Below are 21,022 nucleotides of genomic sequence, written 5' to 3'. Positions count from 1 at the left end.
CCGCAGTAAGGCCCCTGGCCTCCGACCTGCAGCTGCCGTTCAGGTGAGCGTGATGAGCTGGCTATGCTCGTGATCATGTGGACGCGAGCGGTGCTGGAGGCTTTTCCTGAGGCCGGTTTTCGGGAGCCGGTGCAGGCAGCCGAACTCGCCGAGGCCGAGGGGCGGCTGGGGCGAGCCCTGCCGGCGGAGCTCAAGCAGTTGCTCCTGGAGAGCGACGGAGTGATCGGCCGCACCGAGGTGGACACGGTCTGGAGCATCGACCAGATCATCCAGCAGAACCTGCTCTTCCGGTCCGACGAGTCCTTCGCCCAGCTGTACATGCCTTTCGATGCCCTCTTGTTCTTCGGGGACAACGGGGGTGGTGATCAGTTCGCCTTCGTGCAGAAGCCCCGGCGGCCGGACATCTTCGTCTGGGAGCACGAGAGCGACAGCCGCAGGTGGGTGGCCGGCGATCTGCGGGACTATCTCGGTCGCTCATTGCGCGTCGACGGAGACGACTGGTATCAGCCGTAAGGCGTCGGCTGACAGGGCGGGCCATGGCGGAAGGGGGCAACGCTTGCCCCCTTCCGCCATGGGCGGTCGCCACAGCCCACCGCGCGACACCCGGGAGCCACCGGAGCGCCACGGGAGCGCCACCGAGGGGGCGGACCCTACCGATGGGCAATGGGTGTGCCCAGTTCCGGGCCCGTTCAAGTTCCGGTCACGCTCGCCGCCCAGGATCTGGAATGAGACATTCCGCTTGGTGACACCGCTGTGGTCAGGCACACCACCGGCCACGGCACGGAGGGCCTCATGGCCGGTATTGAAACCCACATCCCCACCAACCGTCGTCGCTTCCTCCTCAGCTCCGGTGCCGCCGTCGCCGGAGCCGGTGCCGCATGGGCACTGCCGAACCGGCGCAGCAGCAGCGGGGCCCCGGGCACCGCACACGCACAGCCCCTCACCCGTACGTCGCCGGCCGGCCCCGGTGGGCGACGCGCGGCCCCGTTCGGGACCACCACCCTCGACACCACGGCCCGCCTCGTCGGCAGCGGCGGCTACCGCCGGATCGCCTCCGGTCCCGGATGGCCCCTGGTCGTCCGGGGTGAGCTCGCCTCCGCCGCGTCCGGACGCCAGGACCGGCGGACCGCCCTGGCGTGCTTCCTCCAGTTCACCGACCTCCATGTGGCCGACGTCCAGAGCCCGTTGCGCACCGAGTACCTGCGCGTCGGATCGCCTGGGTCGTGGCGGACGCAGGAGGCACTGTCGGTGGCCGGTGCGGTGTCGCTGGTGGAGCAGGCCAACGCGGTCCGCAAGGGACCGCACACCGGCCGGCCGCCGGCCTTCGTCATGTCCACGGGCGACAACATCGACAACCACTCCATGGTGGAACTGGAGTGGTTCCTGACCCTCATGAGCGGTGGCCGTATCACGCCCAACACCGGTGACCCGACGTCGTACGAGGGCGTACAGAACTCCGGCCTCGCGCTGTACTGGCATCCGGACAGCAGCCTGCGCGACCAGGACAAGAAACGCGGTATGCCGCCGCTCCCCGGCTACCTCGAAGCCGCGGTGCGCCCGGTCGTCAGCCCCGGCCTGCGACTCCCCTGGTACTCGACGCCCGGCAACCACGACGATCTGCCGGGGGGCTGTCTCGCCCCGCAGGATCCCGTGCTGACGGAGTACATCACCGGGGCGCGCAAGCTGTTCTCGGTACCGGATGCCGATGTGGCCGCCTTCCGCAAGGTGCTGGACAGCGGCGACGACCCCAAGTGCACGGTGCTCAAGGACATCCTCCGCCGTAACACTTCCCGTGCCCGCACGGTGACCGCCGACGAGCGCCGACGGATGTTCACACCCCACGAGTACCTGCGGGCGCATCTGAACCCGGCCTTCGCCGGAGCGGGGCCCGCCGGACACGGCTACACCGACAACCACCTCGACGGTGACCGGATGTACTACTCCTTCACCATCGCCGAGGGCGTCATCGGCATCAGCATCGACACCACCTACCGCAGCGGCCACTTCGAAGGGTCCCTGGGCACCGAGCAACTACGGTGGCTGGAGAGGACCTTGGCCGCCCACAGTTCCCGTCATTACGACGAGGACGGACGGCTGGTGCGCAACACCGGTGCGGATGACGCGCACATCATGGTGTTCAGCCACCACCACAGCCCGAGCATGACCCGGCGCCCCGACGCGGCCCGGTCGGAGGAGAAGCGGCACGACGGCGAAGAGGTCATCGCCTTGCTGAGCCGGTTCCCGAACGTGGTGGCATGGATCAACGGCCACAGCCACATCAACCACATCACGCCGCACGCCCACCCGACGGCCGCCCGTTCCTTCTGGGAGGTCAACACCGCCTCGCACGTGGACTATCCACAGCACGCGCGGATCGTCGAACTCGTGGACAACCACGACGGGACGCTGTCCCTGTTCACCACCCTCATCGAATCCGCTGCCCCGTACCACACGGACTTCGACGACCTTTCGTCGGTCGGCCTCGCCTCGCTCTACCGCGAGCTGTCCTACAACGCTCCCGGCCTCGCCGCGGGCCTGACCGACGGCGTCCACGAAAAGATGGCGGGCACCGCGGCGGACCGCAACACCGAACTCCTCGTCCGCCGGGCGTGAGAGGGGAAAGCCGCCCACGGGTCTGCACCGGCCCTGCCGATCCTTCCGCCCTGCCGAGCGCACCCGAGCAGACGCGTGGGTGGCGATCGAGACGAGCCTCACCGGTGCTCTTTGATCAGCGCGAGAAGATGTTCCAAGAGGAGTTCTCATCCGCGGCGTCCCGAGGGCACAGGAAGCGGGTCCGCCGCGCAGGACACGTCATGGTCCGGAGCGGTGCCGTCGAGGAGATAGGCGTTCACGATGCCGTCCACACACGCATTGCCGTTCTGGTACTGACCGTGATCGCCGCCGCCCGTCACCGTGACCAGCCGTGAACCGCGCAGCGCACGGTGTGCCGCACGTGCGCCCTCGTAGTAAGTGGCAGGGTCGTGAACCGAGTTGAGCATCAGTGTGGTGGGCAGGCCCCGGCCGGTGACCCGGACGCGCGGCGCGTCGGAGACCGGCCAGGCCGCGCAGGTGGCCGCGTAGGCCAGCTCGCGCGCCCCGACGAGCGGATAGGCGGTGGCATCCTTCGCGCTGCGGTCGAGCCAGTAGCCGAGGTCGCCGTGCCACGGGGTGTCGTTGCACGTCACCGAGGAGTACACAGCCGCGAATCCCGGTGACAGGTAGCGCGCGAAGAGCTTGGCGACCCCTGTGCGCTCGGCCGGTGCGGTGGACGGCCAGTGGTCGAGGGCCCTGAGTGCGGCCGCCAGCTGCGGGAACTGCCGCGCGTTGTACATGCTCTGGATCGTGGTGTTGTCGAGCTGATTGGGCCCGATCGTCAGCGCGCCGACGGTGAGCGGGCGCATGTGCAGGGCATGACGGCGTGCCTCCCATCTCGCCTTGGCCGCAAACGCCGTGCGTCCGTAGTGGTAGATCGTGTCGTGGCGTGCGATCCAGGGCAGGAAGTCCTGCTCGAAGCGCCGCTGGAAGCTTTTCGGCAGTCCTCCTTGGGCGTGCTGCCATGTGCCGCTGAAGTCCTCGTTGCTGTCCAGTACCGCACGCTCGATACGCTGCGGAAATTCCGTCGCGTAGTAAGCACCGAGCCAGGTGGCGTACGAGGGTCCGTAATAGGAGATCTTGCGCACGCCCAGCAGTGCGCGGAACAAGTCCATGTCGCGCACGGCTTGGTCGGTGGTGAGCCGGCGGACGAGATCGCCGCTGTGCCGCAGGCAGCCGGCGACGAGTTGCCGCGAGCGGGCCAGCACACCGCGGAGGGCCGCGGGTGAGCGATCGCGGAAGTCGTGGGCGTAGAAGTCCCGGAACTCGGCGTCGGTCTGGCATTGCGCGGGCGTGCTGCTGCCGACGCCGCGCTGGTCAAAGCCGACCACGTCGTACGCGGCCCCCACGGCGGGCGAGCGCGCGACGAAATCCGCGGGCCGGGTGAGTCCCGAAGCGCCGGGCCCACCCGCTGCCATCATCAGCACCCCGCGCCGGCGGGCCGGGTCGGCCGCGCGGTGCCGGGACACCTCGACGGTGAGGTCCGCCCCGGTACCCGGATGGTGCCAGTCACGCGGCACGGTCATACTCGCGCACTCCAGTGAGGGTTTCGCCGCACATGGCTGCCAGTGCAGCTGCTGGTGGGCGTAGCGCGCCGGTACCGGCGGCCCCGACCGGTCCGCCGCCCGGGCAGACGGCGCGGTGGGCGGCACCGCCGAGATCAGCACGGCGGCCACCGTCCCGGACAGGGCGGCCACCGGCCACCACGGTTTTCTCCACGCGGACATCGGTCCTCCCCTCGGCGCGCGGGGTGCGCTGCCATGAGAGGGATCCTCGGGGGTCAGGGGTCCGGATTCGATCACACTGGTGCCCTTTTCCGGGGTGGCACCAGGACCACCCCCGACGGGCCGGTGGGACGGGCTCCCGCCGAGGCTCCACCGCCGTCCGCCGTCCGCCGGGTGGCGGGCGGCGGGCGGGGCAGCGGTCGGCTTCCCTCGCGCGTGACGGACTGGACGGACATACAGGCTGGACAGACTTACGAGCCGAAAAGGCTGGACGGGGTGGCCAGACACCACTTACGGGCTGGAGGGGCTGGAGGAGCCGGTGCCCTGGAGCGTCCGGGGGACCCCAGGGGTCCCCGGCCGACGCCTGCGGCCCCGTGGTGGCGGTGAGCAGTACCTTCAGGAGGACATAGCGGTAGATAAACGACAGATCAACACCATCGGTGGAGTCTGCATGTCCCCCTCCGTCACCCCTCGGACCTCCCGCGGCCGCCTCGCGAGACCCCTGGGCGTTCTACTGGCCGTCGGTGTCGTCATCACCGGTCTCGTCCAGGTCGCGCCCTCCCCCACACCGCCTCCTGCGCTCGATCCGCGAATCACCTCGATCATGCGGAAGCCGGATTACCGGTATGCCCGGTGGGGGCTGCTCCAGCGCGACCCGAAGACCGGCAAGATGACGCAGTCCCGCAACACCGACCAGTTCTTCATCCCCGGGTCGACGGCCAAACTGTTCAGCGTCAGCGGCACCTGGCACACCCTCGGCGGCGACCACCGCTTCATCACACCGGTCCACGCCGTCGGGCAGCGCCACAACACCACGCTCAAGGGCAATCTGTACCTGGTCGCGCAGGGCGATCTCACCCTCGGTGGCCGGACGCGCAAGAACGGCACCGTCGCCTTCACCACCGTCGACCACACCTACGCCAACGATGTCCCGGGGGCCACCCTCACCCCGCAGGACCCGCTGGCCGGCATCGACCAGCTGGCCCGGCAGGTACGTCACTCGGGGATCCGCCGGGTCGACGGCGACGTGGTCATCGACGCGCGCCTGTTCCGACCGGATCCGGTCCTCGTCCCGACCCCCACACCACTGATCGTCAACGACAATGTCATCGATCTGCTGAACTCCCCCGGGGCCAAGGCGGGCGCCCCGGCCGGTCTGGACTGGCGCCCGAAAGTCGCGCCGTACCACGTCACGTCCTCCGTCCGGACCGTCGCGGCGGGCAAGCCGGCCGACATCAGCGTCAGCAGCTCCGCCGACGGCACCCGGATCCGCCTGTCCGGCACCATCGCCGCCGGCTCGGCGCCCGTCCTCCGGGTGTCCGCCGTCAAGGACCCGAACGCCTTCGGCCGGACCGCGCTGATCGAGGCACTGAAACGGGCCGGGGTCGAGGTCCGCGCAAAGGCGATCGGGCCCAACCCGGCCCGGCAGTTGCCGAAGTCCTACCGGGGCGTTCCCACGGTGGCCCGGTACACCTCACCTCTGTACGCCGAGTACGCCAAGCTCATTCTCAAGGTCAGCCACAACCTCGGGGCGAACCTGGGGATCTGCCTGATGGCCACCAACACGGGAAGCACCAACTGCGAGGACGGATTCCCCGTACTGGCCGCCTTCCTGGAACATGCTCGGGTGGAACGCAAGGCCGTGCAGCTCGCCGACGGCCGCGGCGGCAACCCGGCCGACCGGACCACACCACGCGCCCTGGCCCAGATCCTGACGTACTGGCAGCACACCTCCGAGGCACAGCGCTTCCGCACCTCGCTACCGGTCCTGGGTGTCGACGGAACCCTGGCGGATTCCTGTCGCAGCTGCCCGTCACGCGGCAAGGTCTTCGCCAAGACCGGCACCGCGGCCGGCGGTGACGCCCTCAATGACCGGCTGGCCGTAGGCGCGGAGACCGCGGCCGGCTACTTGGAGACGCGCCGGGGCCGGTTCGATGTGTTCTTCGCCGGAGTGAACGGCGCCTCGACCTCCGGCGCCTCCATCAACGGCGTCCTGGCCATCGGCAACGATGTGGCCGATGTCGCCGCCTACCTCCAGCAACAGGCCCCAGGCCACCACTGAACGACGGTCCCGCCCGCGGGCGGAGCGCGGTGGTGCGCCACCTCTCCGGGGGGGGGCGGCGCCACCTCTCGGGATGGTGCGTTCGGGCCAGGGCCCGCTCGTACGGGACCACGAATTGCTTCCGATGAGATGCGGAAAGTGGCAGATCGTCGCCGGTGGGACCACCGCCGCCGTCCCCTCAGGGCCGGGCCGTTACGAAGCGTCCGGCACTGCGGTCCCGGCTACGCGTCGTCTGCGAAGCGCAGGACGAAGCGTCGTTGCCATGGGGTTTCCACGGCGCGAGGGTGGCAGTGCCGACGGACGTAGGCGACGGCTCGGTCCGGCGGCACCCCATCGAGAACGGCCATACATGCCAGTGCTGTTCCCGTCCGGCCCCGGCCGCGCACCAGGGCGCCCGAGGGGAAGCGTAGGACTCCTGGGGCTGATGCGCTCCAATGCTCGGCCATAGGCGCACCCTATCGATCGACCGTCGTGTGGGCCGTACCTTCGGGACGACGTCAACCCGCCCTGCCCCGGGGCGGGTTGACGTGGTCTGTATGTGGGTCGGCGTTGCCCGCGGCCCGGTGCGGACGGCAAGATGCGGAGAATGACAACGAACCCGTCTTCAGTGTCGCCTGCCGTGGTCCGGCTCGCGCGGTATGCGACTGCGGAGCTGAGGGAGATCGCCGGGAACGACGATGACCCTTTCGGCGTTGCCGAGACCGGTCTGACCTGGCTGCCCAAACAGGAGCACTTCGCCGTACGACGGGACGGCCGCCTCGTGGCGCACACGGGTCTGGTGACACTGCCCCTTTCGGCCGGCCCGGTCGAGACAGAGGTGGTGGGCTTCGGCGGGGTGGTTGTCGCGCCTGATCTGCGGGGGCAGGGACTGGCACGGATCGTGGTCACCTCCGCTCTGGAACACGCCCGCACGATGGGACCGCAGTACGGGCTCCTCTTCTGCCGGCCGCACCTTGTCTCCCTTTACCAACGCCTCGGTTGGCGGACACTGCAGGAGGACGTCCGGGTCGAGCAGCCGGACGGGCCCGTGGTCATGCCGCTGCGGTCGATGTGGATACCACTGCACGACGGGGCACAGTGGCCCGTGGGGCCGGTACGTCTGCGGTCCCTCCCGATGTGAGCGGCCCCTTCCCGCCGCGTCGCGGCCGGTCTCGGTCGAACGCTACTCCCCCGTGTGACCGTCGAACGCCACTTCCAGGACGGTTAGTTGGTGGTGGCGAACGGCCCGAAGGCGCAGCCGGTGCGCGTGCAGCTCGTCCGGCACCTCAGTCGGTGGTTCGCGCCGGGCGCGCAGATCGTGGCCGAGGAGCTGACGCGCGCTTTCGCGGAGGCGGGGCGCCATGGCAGAGGTGACCGGCGGCGCCGCTCCCCGTCGCCTCCTCTTCCCCGTCACCGCCTCTACGCCGGTACCGCCTCTTCGCCGTCAGCTCAGGAGCCCCACGGGAGTTCGGTTTTGTCCTTCGTCCGCGTGGACACCCGGCGCGTCGTTTGGACAGGCTCCGGCCCTCCGACACCGTGAAAGCGTGCGCCCTCTACTCCTTCGTCTCGCCGCAGCGGCAGCCGTCCTTCTGGCCACCAGCAGCTGCGTATCCCTTCCGGCCGACGGCCCCTTGCACGGTCCCGGTCGCGCCCCGGGCGGACGCACGGTCGCTCCGGCCCAGCCGTCTCCGTTGCTGCTGCCCACGCGGGGGGCCTCGCACGAGCGGGTGGTGGATGTGGCGTCCGCGAGGCGGAAGGCGAAACGGCACTCGAAGATACACAAGGGAGAGGGAGGCGATGCCGCCGCCCGGCATACAGCGGCGGGAAACCGAAGGCCGCGGGGCATGGGACGGACACTGTCGCGCCCCGCTCACGCCGCGCCGCCGAGGTCACGTCGGGAGCCGGTACGGGCGGCGCCCCGGCATCTGCGCCACGCGGCCCGGGCACAGGCCCCCGCCCCGGCTCCGCGAGAGCTCCCTCGGGCCCCGCGGCCACGCCCGACCATGGACGCCGGCGTCGTGTGCCGGATGGCGTCCGGCCACGTCCGTTCGGATCTTCTCCGGTTGTGCCGTCGGACGTACGGACGCTGAGGCGGCCCGCGCGCCCGTACGCCCGTACGCGTCTGCTGCCTGCGTGTCTGCGTGTCTGCACTCGTACGCCCGGTGAGTCTGGTGAAGCCGGTGATGCTGGTGAGACCGCCCGTCTCGTCCGGATCGCGGCAGCGCAGCCGCGGCCGTCGGGTTCCGGATCAGTCTGCGGCCGACCGCATGGAGCACTCCAGCCGGATGAATATGGATCAGCCCAGTCCCGATGACTTCAGTTCAGTCCCGATGACTGTGGATCAGTCCAGCCGGATGTCCGTCCCCGCCGACTGTTTGCGGGCCGCGGCGACGACGAGGGCTGCGGCCGCCGCGTCCTGCACTGCCACTCCGACGGATTTGTAGAGGGTGATCTGGTCCGGCGAGGAGCGGCCCGGTTTGCGGCCCGCGAGGAGTTCACCCAGCTCGGCGTGTACCTGCGCTTCGGTGATGACGCCGTCGCGAAGAGGGATCAGCAGGTCGTTGCTGCCCGCGGGGAAGGGCGCCAGCGCCGCCTGACGTGACTCGACACATACCAGCGCTTCGGCCACCGTGGCATCGTCGATCTCCCGGCCCTCCGGGTTGAATCCCACCGATGTCACATGCACGCCCGGGGTCAGCCAGGAGCGGCGGATCACGGGGGCGACCGAGTGGGTGGTCGCGGCGGCGATCTCCGCGCCGTCAAGGGCCTCGGCGTAGGTGGCGCTCGCGTCGACGGGGATATCGAGTGCGGAGGACAGGTGGCCGGCCAGGGCGGCCGCCTTCGCCTGGTCGCGGCCCGCCACACGGATGTGCCGGATCGGGCGGACCCGGCACATCACCTCGGCATGCGACCGGGCCTGCGCTCCGGTGCCCAGGACCGCCAGCACCGAGGCGTCCTCGCGGGCCAGCAGGCGTGCGGAGAGCGCCGAACCGGCAGCGGTCCGTGCCGCGGTGATGGCCGTGCCGTCCAGCAGCGCTGTTGGTTCTCCGGTGTCCGGATCGAAGACGACGATCAGTGCCTGGTGGGTCGGCACGGGGGTGCCCCCGTTGTGCGGGAAGACGGAGACCAGCTTGCTCATGAGCACCCCGGCCGACGGTACAAAGCCCGGCATGGCCGCCAGGAAACCGTCCCGTTCCGGCACCAGAGCGGCGACGCGGTCGGGCGAGGAAGCGCGGCCGGCGCTCAGGTCCGTCATCGCCGACGCCAGGGCGTCGATCAGCGAATCCATGTCGAGCAACGCCTCGACCTGCGCACGCCCCAGTACCAGCATCCGTCTCAACCTCCTGATCACAGCGGTACGACCGACGTTACGCCGAGCCGTGGCGACGACCGTAGTCCCGTGCGTGTGTCATTCGGTGCGCGTGCCGTCACACCACCCTGCGCGGTGGAGGAGTGCCACGGCGAGGCGCGGGTAGGCGCCGCGACAGCCCTGGGCGATGGTGGTCCCGCCGCGCGCCGGACCGCAACGCCGGCTGACGAGGGCCATGGCGATGGGCGACGACTATGGGCGACGCCCATCTCGGCAATGCCGACAGCGGCGCATTGTGGTCGCAGGAACGGGCACACGAGGACAACGAGCACAGAGAACAAGCCGGCACAGCAGAGCCGGCGCAACAGACGAGCACAACAAGAGGCCCGGAAAAGGTAGTTGAGGGCATGCGCAGAACGGCGCACAGGACGTGCGCAGGTAGATGGCCCCAGCGCCTCGAAGTGAGGGACCCGACCGCGCTCGGCCGCGGAGAACGGAGGTAGCCATGGACTGGCGTCACGACGCGGTGTGCCGCGAAGTGGATCCGGAGATTTTCTTTCCCGTCGGCAACACCGGCCCCGCGCTCCTGCAGATCGAGGAGGCCAAGGCCGTGTGCCGCCGCTGCCCGGTGATGGGACAGTGCCTGCAGTGGGCTCTCGAATCCCGTCAGGATGCGGGTGTGTGGGGTGGGATGAGCGAGGACGAGCGGCGCGCCATGCGGCGCCGGGCCGCCCGGAACCGGGCGCGCAGCGCTTCCGTATAGCCGTAGCTGCGGCGCAGGTCAGGACCGGGTCAGGACATGGCGCGTGGTGGGTACCGGGTGCGCCGCCTGTGCGCCTGTACGCTTTCGTCGCCCCCAGGCGGTGGCCGTGTGTGCGGCAACGTCACGCGCTCTCCTGCGCCGGAAGCCGGAAGGACATCACCATGCCCACGGATGCACACCCCGGACCGCTGCGCGTCCTTGTTCTCGGCGCCGCACTGCGGGCAGGGTCGACCAATGCCCGTCTGGCTTCCCTTGTCGGACGCATGATGACCGAGGCCGGTGCGGTGGTGGATCTCGCCACGATGCGGGATTTTGATATGCCGCTGTACGACGGTGATGTCGAGGCCGAAGGAGGAGTGCCGGACGGCGCTCTGGCGCTGCGGGACCGGCTGGAGCGCTGCGATGCCTTTGTGATCGCCTCCCCCGAGTACAACGCTTCCCTGCCGGGGGTCGTGAAGAATGCCATCGACTGGGTCTCGCGGGTCCGGCCGCAGCCGTTCAAGACCAAGCATGCGCTGCTGGTCTCCGCCTCCCCGTCCCTGGTCGGCGGCAACCGGGGGCTGTGGGCACTGAGGGTTCCGCTGGAGCATCTGGGCACCCGGGTCTACCCCGATATGTTCAGTCTTGCCGCGGCGCATCAGGGGTTCACCGAGGACGGGCAGCTGACCGATCCCGCGCTGCAGGAACGCCTGCGGGAGACCGTGACGGCCTTCCTCCATCTGGTGGAGGCCGATGCGCGCTATGTCTGTCTGCAACGCCGTTGGTACGAGTTCCCGGGCGACCGCACCGAGGCTCCCGTCACCCAGCGGGCGGAGGACTGACTGAGCCGGTCTCCCCGCCGGGCACGGTCCCCGGCGGAGCCGTCGATCCGGGCTGTTGTGCACCGGACGGACGTGGCGGGTGAGGCCGCATCGGAGGAAGCGCTGTGCCGTCCGTGTCGGGTCGGGCGTCAGAGGTCAGGCGTCAGGTGTCAGGCCATCCAGAAGAAGACCGCCGTCATGCGCTTCTCGTGCAGGGTGGTGCCCCAGTAACGGGTCGCCGTGTGGATCAGGTTGGCGGAGTAGAGCAGCAGGCGGCCTGCGCGGTGCGGGATGCGCACGTCCTCGGTGAAGGAGTCCGGCGTGACGAAGCGGGTGCCGAGGGCGTCGACCAGGTTGTTGTGCGGTGGAGCCACCTGGTTGCCGCCGAGGGTGCCGCCCGGCAGGCTCTGCCGGTAGAAGCTGGTGCCGCAGTCCTTGGGGACCAGGGGGTTGAGGTAGAGCACAGCCGCGTACCGGCAGAGGTTGCGGGAGTCGGTGTGGGGACGTGGCTCGCTCTCGCCCTCGCCGACGACCTGGACGCAGTTGTGGTGAAAGGTCCCGCCGCCTGCGGGGCGTTCGGCCCAGATCTGCGGGGTGCCGGTCGCCCTGCGCACCAGCTTCTCGACATGGGCCAGTTCGCCGGGTTCGAGCGCGGGCATGGCGCGCAGACCCGGCCAGCTCTGGGGCTTGTGGGGATAGCCCTCGGTCCAGTCGCTCCTGGCCAGACAGCGCTCCCGCACGACGTCCGGGTCCGGCAGCACGTCGTCCAGCACCCAGTAGTCCCGGCCGCGGGTCGGCTTGCGGTACGGGAGCACGGGCAGGACCGGGGTTCTTCGAGGCATGGAGGGAACGTAGTTCGCATCCCGTCAAGGGCTCGCCACCCAAGCGGTCAACCTTCAGTCAAGGGTTGCTCATCCCGGGGTTGACCTTCACATGGCATCGCCCGCGGGCGATCACTCCCCTGCGGCGAGTGCCGAGGTGAGCCGTTCGAGCAGGCCAGCAAGCTGACTTTGCTCATCCCCGTCGAGCCCGGCGAGAAGCCGGCGCTGATTGTCCAGGTGGACGGCGATGAGCTCATCGGCCAGTTCGACGCCCTCGGCGGTGAGCGTGATCAGGCGTCCGCGCGAATCGGCCTCGGCCACGGACCTGCTGACCAGGCCACGGGCTTCCAGCCGGTCGACCCGCTTGCTGATAGCACCGGTGGTGACCAGCACGGTGCGGCTGAGCTCGCCCGCGGACAGGGAGTGGGGCGCCCCTGAACGCCGAAGCGCCGCAATGACGTCGAAGTCGCCGCTGCCCAGATCAGCGGCGGCGAAGGGCGGGCGTAGCCGTTGGTCCAGTGTGTCGGCAAGCCGGAAGAGCCGGCCGACGACGAGCATCGGTGTCGCGTCGAGCTCGGGCCTCTCGCGTTTCCACTGGTCGACGATGGCGGCGATGGAGTCGGGCTGCATGGCTTCCACTATATCTTCCACGGATGATACTTTATCTTCCATGGAAGATATTGATGACGCTCAAGCCACCGCGGCCGTTGTCTGTTATTTCGACCCCACGTGCCCCTTCGCCTGGGTCACCTCACGGTGGCTGCTCGAGGTCGAACGGCTTCAGCCGATCGACCTGCGTTTCCGGACCATGAGCCTGTCCGTGCTCAACGAGCACCGCGAACTCGACACGTGGTACCGCGAGTTCAACGACCGGGCCTGGGGCCCGGCCAGGGTGTGCGCGGCCGTCGAAGCCCTCCACGGAAGTGCGGTCCTGCGCGATCTCTACACCGCGCTCGGCAGCCGCATACACGGGGAGCGCAACGAGGACTACGACGTCGTCGTCACCGAGTCCCTCGAAGAGCTGGGGCTGCCCACGTCCCTGGCGGAGGCCGCGCACACCGACGCATTCGACGGGCCTCTGCGCACCGGCCACCAGGCCGGCCAGGAGGCGGTCGGCGAAGAGGCAGGGACCCCCGTCGTCACCGTGGACGGCGCCGGCTTCTTCGGTCCCGTCCTCACCTGCGTGCCCAAGGGCGAGGAGGCGATCCGGCTGTTCCGGGCCACTCGGGCCCTGGCCGGCATGGGAGCATTCGCCGAGCTGAAGCGGGGACGCGGTGCGCTCAACCTCCGCTGAACCCGGCGTTCGTACCCGGCGCCGGCTCATCGCCGCGAGCCTGGTCGGCTCGATCGGCGACGGCATCTACGTCCCACTGACCATGCTGTTCGTCCACTCACTCACCGGCCTGTCGCTGACGTCGATCGGCGCGGGCCTGACCGCCGCCGGACTCTGTGCCCTGGCGCTGATGCCCGTCACGGGCGTCCTCATCGACCGGTTCGGCGGCCGGCGGGTGCTCATCTCCGCGCTCGCGTTACGTGCAGCTGCTTTCGCCGCCTACCCGTTCGCCGGCTCCTTCCCCGCGTTCCTGGCGGTCTCCCTGGTGGCGGCGGTGGGGATGTGGGCCTCCTCGCCCGGCCAGCAGGCTCTCATCGGTGAGATCGCCGAAGGCTTTGCGCGTGACCAGCTGCTGGCGTGGGACCGCAGCCTGCGCAATGCCGGTATGGGATGCGGAAGCCTGGCGGCGGCAGGCATGCTGGCGTGGAAGGGCAGTGCCGGATTCCTCGGCGCCGCGGTGGCTTTGGCCACGGTCTTCGCCCTTGCCGCGGTGCTGGTGGCCCGTATCCCGGCCGTCCGCCCCGGCGCCAGGTGCCCGGACGAGATGCGGGACGGATACCGGCAGGTGCTCGCCGACCGGCCCTATCTGCTCCTCACCGCTGCCAATTCCCTGATCGCCTTCGGCTATACGACTCAGGCCATCGCCTTGCCGGTCTTCCTCACGCGTGACGTCGGCATGCCCGATGCCCTGGCCGGCGTCGTATTCGCCGTCAACACCGCTCTCGTCGCCGCGCTCGGTGTCCCGGCCGCCCGTCTGACCATGCGTGGCAGGCGCACGCGCGCGGCCGCGCTCGGTGCCGTCATCTTCGCGCTCTCCTTCGCCGCCTTCGCCGCCCTTCCCCATCTCATCAGCGGGGCCGACGCCCTCGTCGCCGTCCTGGCGGTCGCGACCCTCTACACCGCCGGCGAACTCGTCCACTCCGCGCCCTCGCAGAGCTTGTCGGTCCAGGCCGCCCCCCCTCACCTGCGGGGGCGGTACCTGTCGACCTATCAGCTGTCCTGGGCGGTCTGCCGCACCACCGCGCCCCTGCTGCTGGGATTCCTGCTCGACGCCGGGCAGTGGCAACTGTGGACGGTTCTGGCACTGATGGTCCTGACCGGCGCGGTAGTCCTGCTGTACGCCGAGCGGATGCTGCCGGCACATGTGGTGCGTACGCCCGAAGCCACCGTCACCACCCCTCGGGAGGCCATGACCTGAGGGCCGAAGGCCTGACGCCCGGCCAATTGCCCTGCATGCCCCGGCCGTCACGGCAGACAGCCTTGCCGTGCTACCGGTCCGCGGCCGCGTCGGAGTCCGCCGCGGCTGCTGCGCTCTCGGCGTCGTCCAGCAGCTTGCGCATGTCCGCCAGGTCGGTGGACGCGGGCGTGGATGCGGAGGGCGACGGGGTCACGTGCGGGGCGTCGCCCTCGGTACGTACTCCGTTTCCGCATCCGGCGACGAGCAGTCCGCACAGCGCGGTGATCGCCGCGAGCACCGCGGCCTGTCCGGTCCCGGTCACGACGAGGTCGTGTTCTGGTGGGAACGGCACCAGGTGGCGACCTTGGCGAGGTCCTTCTGGCGCTGCTGGAGCGTGGGGATCAGGGACTTGCGGTGGGCGAGCTTGTGGTTGAGGAAGGTCGCGATCTCGGTGTGACCTGCGGCCTTCGCCTTCTCCACACGCTTCTCCAGGCGGGCGACGGAGCCACGGACCCCGGCCTTGCCCTGCAGACGGTGAAGTGCCCGGTGGAGGCGCTTATCGATCTTCGGGGCGCGCTTGCAGAGCGCCTGTGCGCCGTCGCCCGTACGGGTCTTGGCGGAGGCGGAGGCGGACGGTGCGGGGGTGCTGCTGTCCGCAGCGGCGGTGCCCGCGACACCGAGCAGGGCTGTCGCGGCGGCCACCGAAGAGAGGGCGATGCTCCGGGTACGCATAAAGGTCCTCCTCACGAACGGGACGGGCACGGTGCCCGTCCGCGAGGAAAAGTTAGGGATGTTCTTTGTGGAAACCTTGTGGGCGGTCCGCGGGATCCGCCAGCCAGTCCCGGTGCGCCGGCAGTGCCGTGTGCGCGGGACGGTGGGCGGGTGCGGCGGGGAAGGTGACCTCGAAGCGGGCTCCCCGGCCGCCGGGGCCGTCCAGAAGTCGCAGGCTCGCCCGGTGCAGGGCGGCCTGCTGGGCGACCAGGGTGAGACCGAGGCCGGAACCCGGGCTGTCCGGGCGGCGCTGGAAGCGCTGGAAGACGGCCTCCCGGCACTGCTGAGGCACCCCCGGCCCGCGGTCCTCGACGCCGAGGACGACGCAGGGGGAGCCGGTGTCCTCACCGGCGCGGAGGGAGAGCGCCACATGGCCGCCGCCCTCGGCCGGCCGGCCGTGGACCAGCGCGTTCGTCAGGAGGTTGTCCAGCAGCGAGCGCAGCCCCGGCTGCCATCCGTGGATCGTCAGTCCCGGGCTGCTGTGGACCACCACCTCGGCGCCGGGGTACCTGCGCCGGGCATCGGCCGCGGCTTCGTCGGCGAGATCCGCCATGTCGATGACGGCGAACGAGTCGGCCTCGACCAGGTCGCCTTGGGCAAGTGCCCGCAGCATCACCAACAGGCCCAGCAGCCGGGCGTGTTCATGCCGCAGATCGTCCACCGTCTCCGCCCGGTCGGCGGCGTCGAGGTCCTGGAAGGCGTCGAGGATGTCGAGGTTGGTCTGCATGCTCATCAGCGGGGTGCGCAGTTCGTGGGACGCGGCGGCGGAGAACGAGCGTGCCGAGGCCAGCGCCTCGGCGGTGCGGGCGGCTTGCTCGTCGTACCGGGTCAGGAAGGTCTGCAGCGTGCGGGCGAGGTCGTCGACCTCGGTGATCCGGGTCGGGGCGTGATCCAGCCGGGCGGCGCTGGTGTGCGGGTCGAGTCCGCCGGCCGCCTGCTGCAGACGCCGCAGCGGCCGGGCCGCACGGGCGGCGAGCAGCCAGGCCGCGGCACCGGCCGGCGGGGCCGCGAGCAACGCCACCATGATCACCCTCCGGCGCACCATCCCGAGCTGCCCCTCGCGCGCCGTGTCCGGGGAGAACAGCCACAGCATCCCGTGCACCCCGGCACCGGGGCCGGTGACCGGCACCGCCAGCACCCGCCAGCTCTTGCCCCGCGACCGCACGGTGGACGGATGCCGGGTGCCGACGGGCAGCGGCACCGAGGCGGCGGGTTGCGGACCGTCCATGACGGTGGTCTCTGGGCCGGACAGCCGGACGCCGACGTCCAGGGCCGCGGTGAACAGCTTCCGCTGGCGGGCCTGTTCGGCGCGCGGCCGGTCGTGAGAGCTGGCCCGCAGCAGGCCGCGCGCCGCCACGGCCACGCTCTGCGCGCGTTCGGCGAGACGCTGGTCCGCCTGGACACGCAGATCCTTGCCCACCAGCTGCACCAGGAGCCAGCCGGACACCACCACCAGCAGCGGCACCACCATCCCGACGACGAGCGCGATACGGGTGGACAGCCTCATCGCGCCGACCCGCTCTCGTCGTCCCGCAGCACGAAGCCGACGCCCCGCACCGTGTGCACGATCCGGCTCCGCCCGCCCGCCTCCAGCTTGCGCCGCAGATAGCTGACGAAGGTGTCCACCGCGTCGGTGCGCACCTCGAAGTCGTAGCCCCATACGCGTTCCAGCAGCTGGTCGCGGGTGAGCACCTGCCCGGCGTTGCGGGCCAGGACCTCCAGCAGGGCGAACTCGCGTCGGGTCAGCTCCACCTCCCGGTCGTCGAGCCGTGCGCGGTGTGCCGCCGTGTCGAGCACCAGAGAGCCGACGCGTACGCCGTCGGTGGGGGCGGGCGGGCGGCGCCGCAGCAGTGCCTGCAGGCGCAGCACCAGTTCGTCCAGGGCGAAGGGTTTGACGAGGTAGTCGTCCCCGCCTGCTTGCAGTCCCGCCACCCGGTCGGTCACCTCGTCGAGCGCGGACAGCATCAGCACGGGGAGGTCGTTGCCGTGCTCGCGGAGCTGCCGGCACACCGCGATGCCGTCGAGGTCGGGCATCGAGATGTCGAGCACCATGACGTCCGGCGGCTCCTCGGCCATCCGCTCCAGTGCGGCCCTGCCGCCGTCCGCCAGCCCCACGGTGAAGCCGTTCAGCCGCAGCCCGCGCCCGAGCGACCGCCGGATCGCCGCGTCATCGTCCACCAGCAGGATCCGGCCGGTGCTGCTTTGTCCGTACATACTTGCCTCCGTGGGGGACACCGCCTCACGGAATCATCCGTCATGGGCTCCGGCGGGTGTCAGCCACGGTCCGGGATCCGGGATCGGGGTTCCGAGGGGGGTGGGGGGCTGGGGAGCTGACGGGGCCGGGTTGCGCCGACTGCCGACTGCCGACCGTCGGTGTCGGCGTCGGACGCCCGTACACCGGACCGGGCCCGGGGCGGGAGGCGGCGCGCTTCAGGAGCGCGGCCCTACAGCAGGTGTTCGATCCTGATCGGCAGTTCGCGGGCGCGGTATCCGGTCGCGTGGAAGACGGCGTTGGCGATGGCTGCCGCGGCGCCGACCATGCCGACTTCTCCGAGGCCCTTGACGCCCAGCGGGTTCACGACCGGGTCCGGTACCTCCACGAACTCGATGTCGACGTCGGGGGCGTCGGCGTTGACCGGTACCAGGTACTCCCCCAGGCTCGCGTTCGCCCAGCGGCCGTCACGGGCGTCGACCACCGTGCCCTCCAGCAGCGCCTGGCCGATGCCCCAGAGCATGCCGCCCATGACCTGGCTGCGCGCGGTGGCGGCGTTGAGGATCCGGCCCGGGGCGAAGGCGCCGGTCATCCGGCGTACCCGGACCACACCGAGGTCCGGGTCGACGGCTACCTCGGCGAACTGCGCGCCGAAGGTGGCGAGCCCGTACGGCACGCCCGGGGGTGGCGGGCTCCAGCTGCCGAGGGCGTCCATGTCGGTCATGAAGTGGCGCTGCATCAGGTCGCGGTAGGACTCGATGCCGCCGGGCCGGTCCGGCAGCTCCATCCGCCCGTCACGGACGACGACGGCGGCCGGGTCCGCCTGGTGCAGGGGGGAGGCGGGGTCGGCGACCGCCTGCTCGATCATCTGGTCGCGGAGTGTGGTGGCCGCGGTGTGCACCGCGGCGCTGATCATGCCGGCGCCTGCCGAGCCGACCGTCGCCGCGACGTTCGGCAGGTCGGTGTCGCCGTACTCGAACCGGACGTTCTCCACGGGGATCCCCAGGGCGTCGGCGGCGACCTGGGTCATCACGGTGGCCGATCCGGTGCCGAATTCCTGTGTGCCGGCCTGCACCACGGCGAAGCCGTCGGCGTAGAGACGGGCCCGGGCACGTTGCGGCTGCATGGGGAAGAACACCGGGTATCCGGCGGTGGCCATGCCGGTGCCGATCAGCCAGTTGCCGTCCCGCCGGGAGCGGGGTTCGGGGTTGCGGGAGTGCCAGTCGAAGCGGGCCGCGCCACGGCGGTAGCACTCCTCCGCGCCGTCGCTCGACCACGGATGGCCGCTGTGGGGGTCGGACTGTGCGTGGTTGCGCAGCCGGAGCTGTACCGGGTCGACGCCGATGCGGTGGGCGAGCTCGTCCATCAGGCATTCCATGGCGAACATGCCGGTGGTCTCGCCGGGCCCGCGGGTGAAGGTGGGTGTCATGGTGTTGCCGCGGATCAGCCGGTAGACGCCCTCGTAGTTGGGGCAGGCGTACGCCTGCGAGGCGATGCCGAGCGAGGGTTCGGCCCAGTCGTCGAACGGCGAGGTCAGCGAGAGCTTGTGGTGGCGCAGGGCGGTGAGCCGGCCCTCGTTGGTGGCGCCGAGTTCGATGCGCTGTTCCTGCTCCTCGCGGTGGCCGCAGGAGGTGAACATCTGCTCGCGGGTGAGCGCCAGTTTGACGGGGCGCCGCACATGGCGCGCGGCCATCGCGGCCAGGGTGACGTGCGGCCAGATCATGGCCTTGCAGCCGAATCCCCCGCCGACGTATGGCGCGCGGACCCGCACCTTCGACGGAGGGATGCCCAGCAGCGCCGCCACGGTGTTCTGGCTCGCCACGATTCCCTGGGTGGCGTCGTAGAGGGTGAGCCGGTCGCCGTCCCAGACCGCTGTGGTGGCCGACGGCTCGATGGGGTTGTGGTGGTTCGCCGCGAAGTGGTAAGTCGCGTCGAGGCGTTGGGCCGCCGCCCGGAAACCGGCCTCGACATCTCCGCGCACACTGCGTGCGGGGAGGAATCCCGCGAAGATCGCCTCGGGTTCGTAGGCCTGGTCCCGGCCCTCTTCGAGGGTGGTGACGGAGGCGCTGCGCTCGTAGTCGACATGGACCTGCCGGGCCGCGAACTGGGCGCGTTCATACGAGTCGGCGATCACCATGGCCACCGGCTGCCCGAAGTAGTGCACGGCGTCGTCCTGCATCGGGAAGAAGCTCTCCCCGGGGGCGGCGTGACCGGCCAGCGACGGCAGCAGAGGGGGCGGGCCGGCGATTTTCGGCAGGTTCCGGTGGGTCAGTACGGCGAGCACACCGCCGGCGTTCTCCGCGGCGCGGGTGTCGATGCCGGTGACCCGGCCGCAGGCGGTGCGGGCGCCGACCAGGGCCGCGTACACGGTGCCGGGCAGGGTGTACTCCGCTGCGTAGCGGCCGCTTCCGGTGACTTTGGCCCGGCCGTCGACGCGCGGGAGAGGCCGGCCGACGGCCGTGAGGGTGGCGCCCGTGGTCATACCGTCCCGCCTCCTTGCACGGCAGCGGTCTGCAGGGCACGGACGATCGTCCGCCGGGCGAGTTCCGCCTTGAACGCGTTCATCGGGCGGGTGACGGCGGGAGCCAGCTCCGCGCCTGCGGCCCGTGCGAACACGTCCGCCTCGGCGCGCCGCCCCACGAGCAGGTCCTCGGCCCGGTGCGCCCGCCACGGCTTGGTCGCCACGCCGCCGAGGGCGAGCCGGACTTCACGGATCACCCCGTCCTCCAGCGCCAGCGCCGTGGCCGCCGAGGCGAGGGCGAACTCGTAGGACTCACGGTCGCGCACTTTGAGGTAGAGCGACCCGCGCGCCACGGGGGCCGGGGGCACCTCGATCGCGGTGATCAGTTCACCGGGTGTGAGGGGGTGCTCCCGCTCGGGGGTGTCCTCGGGGAGCAGGAAGAAGTCGTCGACCGGGATGCTGCGGGAGCCATGGACTCCCTCCACGTGCACGACGGCGTCCAGGGCGACGAGCGCGACCGCCATGTCCGAGGGGTGGGTGGCGATGCAGTGGTCGCTGGTGCCGAGGATCGCGTGCCCGCGATGGGCCCCCTCCAGAGCGGAACAGCCGCTGCCCGGGACGCGCTTGTTGCACGCGGATTCGGGGTCCCGGTAGTAGGCGCACCGCACGCGCTGCATCAGGTTTCCGCCCATGGAGGCCATGTTCCGCAGCTGGGCGGAGGCCCCGAGCAGCAGTGCCTGGGAGAGCATCGGAAAGCGCTGCACAACGGCCGGCGCCTCGGCCACCTCGCTCATCCGGGCCAGCGCACCGATGAGCAGTCCGCCGTCGGGACGGTCCTCGATCCCGGCCAGCGGCAGTCGGTTGATGTCGACCAGGCGGTGGGGCCGCAGCACATCGAGGCGAATCAGGTCGACTTCCGTGGTGCCGCCCGCCAGGTAGGAGCTTCCGGGGTCACTGGTCACCGCCCGGACCGCGGTGGTCACATCCGTCGGACGGGTGTAGCTGATGGCACGCACG

General features: G+C 70.7%; 19 protein-coding genes and 1 pseudogene. 8 read left to right on the top strand and 12 right to left on the bottom strand.

Going from position 1 to position 21,022, the window contains the following annotated elements; translation table 11 throughout:
* The first annotated feature begins 75 nt into the window (after positions 1 to 75).
* Together D9V36_RS39795 and D9V36_RS39790 are read left to right on the top strand one after the other, a co-directional pair.
* Positions 76 to 513 carry an SMI1/KNR4 family protein gene (locus tag D9V36_RS39795; RefSeq protein WP_129298043.1) on the top strand — a complete coding sequence of 146 codons (438 nt, stop codon included), beginning with the start codon at positions 76 to 78 and terminating at the stop codon, positions 511 to 513.
* A 279-nt stretch (positions 514 to 792) separates the two neighbouring features.
* A complete protein-coding gene (locus D9V36_RS39790) occupies positions 793 to 2,613 on the top strand; it encodes a TIGR03767 family metallophosphoesterase (RefSeq protein ID WP_129298042.1) in 1,821 nt (606 codons plus the stop codon).
* A 146-nt stretch (positions 2,614 to 2,759) separates the two neighbouring features.
* On the opposite strand, the gene D9V36_RS39785 is transcribed toward D9V36_RS39790, so the two are convergent.
* Positions 2,760 to 4,319: an alpha/beta hydrolase gene (locus D9V36_RS39785; RefSeq protein ID WP_164993123.1), complete on the bottom strand. Its 1,560-nt coding sequence runs from the start codon at positions 4,317 to 4,319 to the stop codon at positions 2,760 to 2,762.
* 448 nt (positions 4,320 to 4,767) lie between these two features.
* Between D9V36_RS39785 and dacB the strand changes: the two genes are divergently transcribed.
* On the top strand, positions 4,768 to 6,378 hold the full coding sequence (gene dacB, locus D9V36_RS39780) for a D-alanyl-D-alanine carboxypeptidase/D-alanyl-D-alanine endopeptidase (protein ID WP_129298041.1): 1,611 nt from the start codon (positions 4,768 to 4,770) through the stop codon (positions 6,376 to 6,378).
* Between the two features lie 221 nt (positions 6,379 to 6,599).
* Here dacB and D9V36_RS42455 read toward each other — a convergent pair.
* Positions 6,600 to 6,758 (bottom strand): annotated as a pseudogene (locus D9V36_RS42455) (protein-tyrosine phosphatase family protein); the annotation flags it as partial.
* A gap of 206 nt (positions 6,759 to 6,964) precedes the next feature.
* On the opposite strand from D9V36_RS42455, the gene D9V36_RS39770 reads away from it, so the two are divergent.
* Positions 6,965 to 7,498 carry a GNAT family N-acetyltransferase gene (locus tag D9V36_RS39770; protein ID WP_129298039.1) on the top strand — a complete coding sequence of 178 codons (534 nt, stop codon included), beginning with the start codon at positions 6,965 to 6,967 and terminating at the stop codon, positions 7,496 to 7,498.
* A 42-nt stretch (positions 7,499 to 7,540) separates the two neighbouring features.
* Here the strand turns inward: D9V36_RS39770 and D9V36_RS41295 are convergent, their stop codons facing one another.
* On the bottom strand, positions 7,541 to 7,720 hold the full coding sequence (locus D9V36_RS41295; RefSeq protein ID WP_164993122.1) for a hypothetical protein: 180 nt from the start codon (positions 7,718 to 7,720) through the stop codon (positions 7,541 to 7,543).
* A 978-nt stretch (positions 7,721 to 8,698) separates the two neighbouring features.
* Positions 8,699 to 9,688 (bottom strand): ornithine cyclodeaminase family protein, encoded by a 990-nt coding sequence (locus D9V36_RS39760; RefSeq protein ID WP_129298038.1) that lies wholly within the window; start codon positions 9,686 to 9,688, stop codon positions 8,699 to 8,701.
* A 484-nt stretch (positions 9,689 to 10,172) separates the two neighbouring features.
* Between D9V36_RS39760 and D9V36_RS39755 the strand changes: the two genes are divergently transcribed.
* Together D9V36_RS39755 and D9V36_RS39750 are read left to right on the top strand one after the other, a co-directional pair.
* Entirely contained in the window at positions 10,173 to 10,430 is a 258-nt protein-coding gene (locus D9V36_RS39755; RefSeq protein ID WP_129298037.1) for a WhiB family transcriptional regulator, read from the top strand.
* 161 nt (positions 10,431 to 10,591) lie between these two features.
* The gene (locus D9V36_RS39750) at positions 10,592 to 11,251 is read left to right on the top strand and encodes an NADPH-dependent FMN reductase (RefSeq protein WP_129298036.1); all 660 of its coding nucleotides are present in this window, start codon (positions 10,592 to 10,594) and stop codon (positions 11,249 to 11,251) included.
* 149 nt (positions 11,252 to 11,400) lie between these two features.
* On the opposite strand, the gene D9V36_RS39745 is transcribed toward D9V36_RS39750, so the two are convergent.
* A complete protein-coding gene (locus tag D9V36_RS39745) occupies positions 11,401 to 12,072 on the bottom strand; it encodes a DUF6445 family protein (protein ID WP_129298035.1) in 672 nt (223 codons plus the stop codon).
* 111 nt (positions 12,073 to 12,183) lie between these two features.
* A complete protein-coding gene (locus tag D9V36_RS39740; protein ID WP_241721235.1) occupies positions 12,184 to 12,702 on the bottom strand; it encodes a MarR family winged helix-turn-helix transcriptional regulator in 519 nt (172 codons plus the stop codon).
* A gap of 19 nt (positions 12,703 to 12,721) precedes the next feature.
* Between D9V36_RS39740 and D9V36_RS39735 the strand changes: the two genes are divergently transcribed.
* Positions 12,722 to 13,345 (top strand): DsbA family protein, encoded by a 624-nt coding sequence (locus tag D9V36_RS39735; RefSeq protein ID WP_129298034.1) that lies wholly within the window; start codon positions 12,722 to 12,724, stop codon positions 13,343 to 13,345.
* Entirely contained in the window at positions 13,326 to 14,582 is a 1,257-nt protein-coding gene (locus tag D9V36_RS39730) for an MFS transporter (protein ID WP_129298033.1), read from the top strand. Before D9V36_RS39735 ends, D9V36_RS39730 begins: the two co-directional genes overlap by 20 nt.
* Before the next feature lie 70 nt (positions 14,583 to 14,652).
* On the opposite strand, the gene D9V36_RS39725 is transcribed toward D9V36_RS39730, so the two are convergent.
* From D9V36_RS39725 to D9V36_RS39700, 6 genes are all read right to left on the bottom strand, one after another.
* Positions 14,653 to 14,883 carry a hypothetical protein gene (locus D9V36_RS39725; RefSeq protein WP_129298032.1) on the bottom strand — a complete coding sequence of 77 codons (231 nt, stop codon included), beginning with the start codon at positions 14,881 to 14,883 and terminating at the stop codon, positions 14,653 to 14,655.
* A complete protein-coding gene (locus tag D9V36_RS39720) occupies positions 14,880 to 15,293 on the bottom strand; it encodes a hypothetical protein (protein ID WP_129298031.1) in 414 nt (137 codons plus the stop codon). Before D9V36_RS39720 ends, D9V36_RS39725 begins: the two co-directional genes overlap by 4 nt.
* 52 nt (positions 15,294 to 15,345) lie before the next feature.
* The gene (locus tag D9V36_RS39715; protein ID WP_129298030.1) at positions 15,346 to 16,839 is read right to left on the bottom strand and encodes a sensor histidine kinase; all 1,494 of its coding nucleotides are present in this window, start codon (positions 16,837 to 16,839) and stop codon (positions 15,346 to 15,348) included.
* Positions 16,836 to 17,546 carry a response regulator transcription factor gene (locus D9V36_RS39710; RefSeq protein WP_129298029.1) on the bottom strand — a complete coding sequence of 237 codons (711 nt, stop codon included), beginning with the start codon at positions 17,544 to 17,546 and terminating at the stop codon, positions 16,836 to 16,838. Before D9V36_RS39710 ends, D9V36_RS39715 begins: the two co-directional genes overlap by 4 nt.
* Before the next feature lie 230 nt (positions 17,547 to 17,776).
* Entirely contained in the window at positions 17,777 to 20,026 is a 2,250-nt protein-coding gene (locus tag D9V36_RS39705; protein WP_129298028.1) for a xanthine dehydrogenase family protein molybdopterin-binding subunit, read from the bottom strand.
* Positions 20,023 to 21,021 carry an FAD binding domain-containing protein gene (locus D9V36_RS39700; protein ID WP_129298027.1) on the bottom strand — a complete coding sequence of 333 codons (999 nt, stop codon included), beginning with the start codon at positions 21,019 to 21,021 and terminating at the stop codon, positions 20,023 to 20,025. The genes D9V36_RS39705 and D9V36_RS39700 overlap by 4 nt, the downstream gene beginning before the upstream one ends.
* Position 21,022 lies beyond the last annotated feature (1 nt).

The sequence above is a fragment of the Streptomyces lydicus genome (assembly GCF_004125265.1).
GTDB classification, from domain to species: Bacteria; Actinomycetota; Actinomycetes; order Streptomycetales; family Streptomycetaceae; genus Streptomyces; species Streptomyces lydicus_C.
The sequence above is the reverse complement of the archived record's forward strand: the minus strand, read 5'-3'. Positions and strand labels throughout refer to the sequence as shown.

Coding starts and splice junctions, on each gene's coding strand:
- D9V36_RS39790 (WP_129298042.1), top strand. CDS start 793: ATGGCCGGTATTGAAACCCACATCCCCACCAACCGTCGTCGCTTCCTC.
- D9V36_RS39710 (WP_129298029.1), bottom strand. CDS start 17,546: ATGTACGGACAAAGCAGCACCGGCCGGATCCTGCTGGTGGACGATGAC.
- D9V36_RS39785 (WP_164993123.1), bottom strand. CDS start 4,319: ATGTCCGCGTGGAGAAAACCGTGGTGGCCGGTGGCCGCCCTGTCCGGG.
- D9V36_RS39745 (WP_129298035.1), bottom strand. CDS start 12,072: ATGCCTCGAAGAACCCCGGTCCTGCCCGTGCTCCCGTACCGCAAGCCG.
- D9V36_RS39715 (WP_129298030.1), bottom strand. CDS start 16,839: ATGAGGCTGTCCACCCGTATCGCGCTCGTCGTCGGGATGGTGGTGCCG.
- dacB (WP_129298041.1), top strand. CDS start 4,768: ATGTCCCCCTCCGTCACCCCTCGGACCTCCCGCGGCCGCCTCGCGAGA.
- D9V36_RS39770 (WP_129298039.1), top strand. CDS start 6,965: ATGACAACGAACCCGTCTTCAGTGTCGCCTGCCGTGGTCCGGCTCGCG.
- D9V36_RS41295 (WP_164993122.1), bottom strand. CDS start 7,720: ATGGCGCCCCGCCTCCGCGAAAGCGCGCGTCAGCTCCTCGGCCACGAT.
- D9V36_RS39750 (WP_129298036.1), top strand. CDS start 10,592: ATGCCCACGGATGCACACCCCGGACCGCTGCGCGTCCTTGTTCTCGGC.
- D9V36_RS39735 (WP_129298034.1), top strand. CDS start 12,722: ATGGAAGATATTGATGACGCTCAAGCCACCGCGGCCGTTGTCTGTTAT.
- D9V36_RS39720 (WP_129298031.1), bottom strand. CDS start 15,293: ATGCGTACCCGGAGCATCGCCCTCTCTTCGGTGGCCGCCGCGACAGCC.
- D9V36_RS39760 (WP_129298038.1), bottom strand. CDS start 9,688: ATGCTGGTACTGGGGCGTGCGCAGGTCGAGGCGTTGCTCGACATGGAT.
- D9V36_RS39705 (WP_129298028.1), bottom strand. CDS start 20,026: ATGACCACGGGCGCCACCCTCACGGCCGTCGGCCGGCCTCTCCCGCGC.
- D9V36_RS39755 (WP_129298037.1), top strand. CDS start 10,173: ATGGACTGGCGTCACGACGCGGTGTGCCGCGAAGTGGATCCGGAGATT.
- D9V36_RS39795 (WP_129298043.1), top strand. CDS start 76: ATGTGGACGCGAGCGGTGCTGGAGGCTTTTCCTGAGGCCGGTTTTCGG.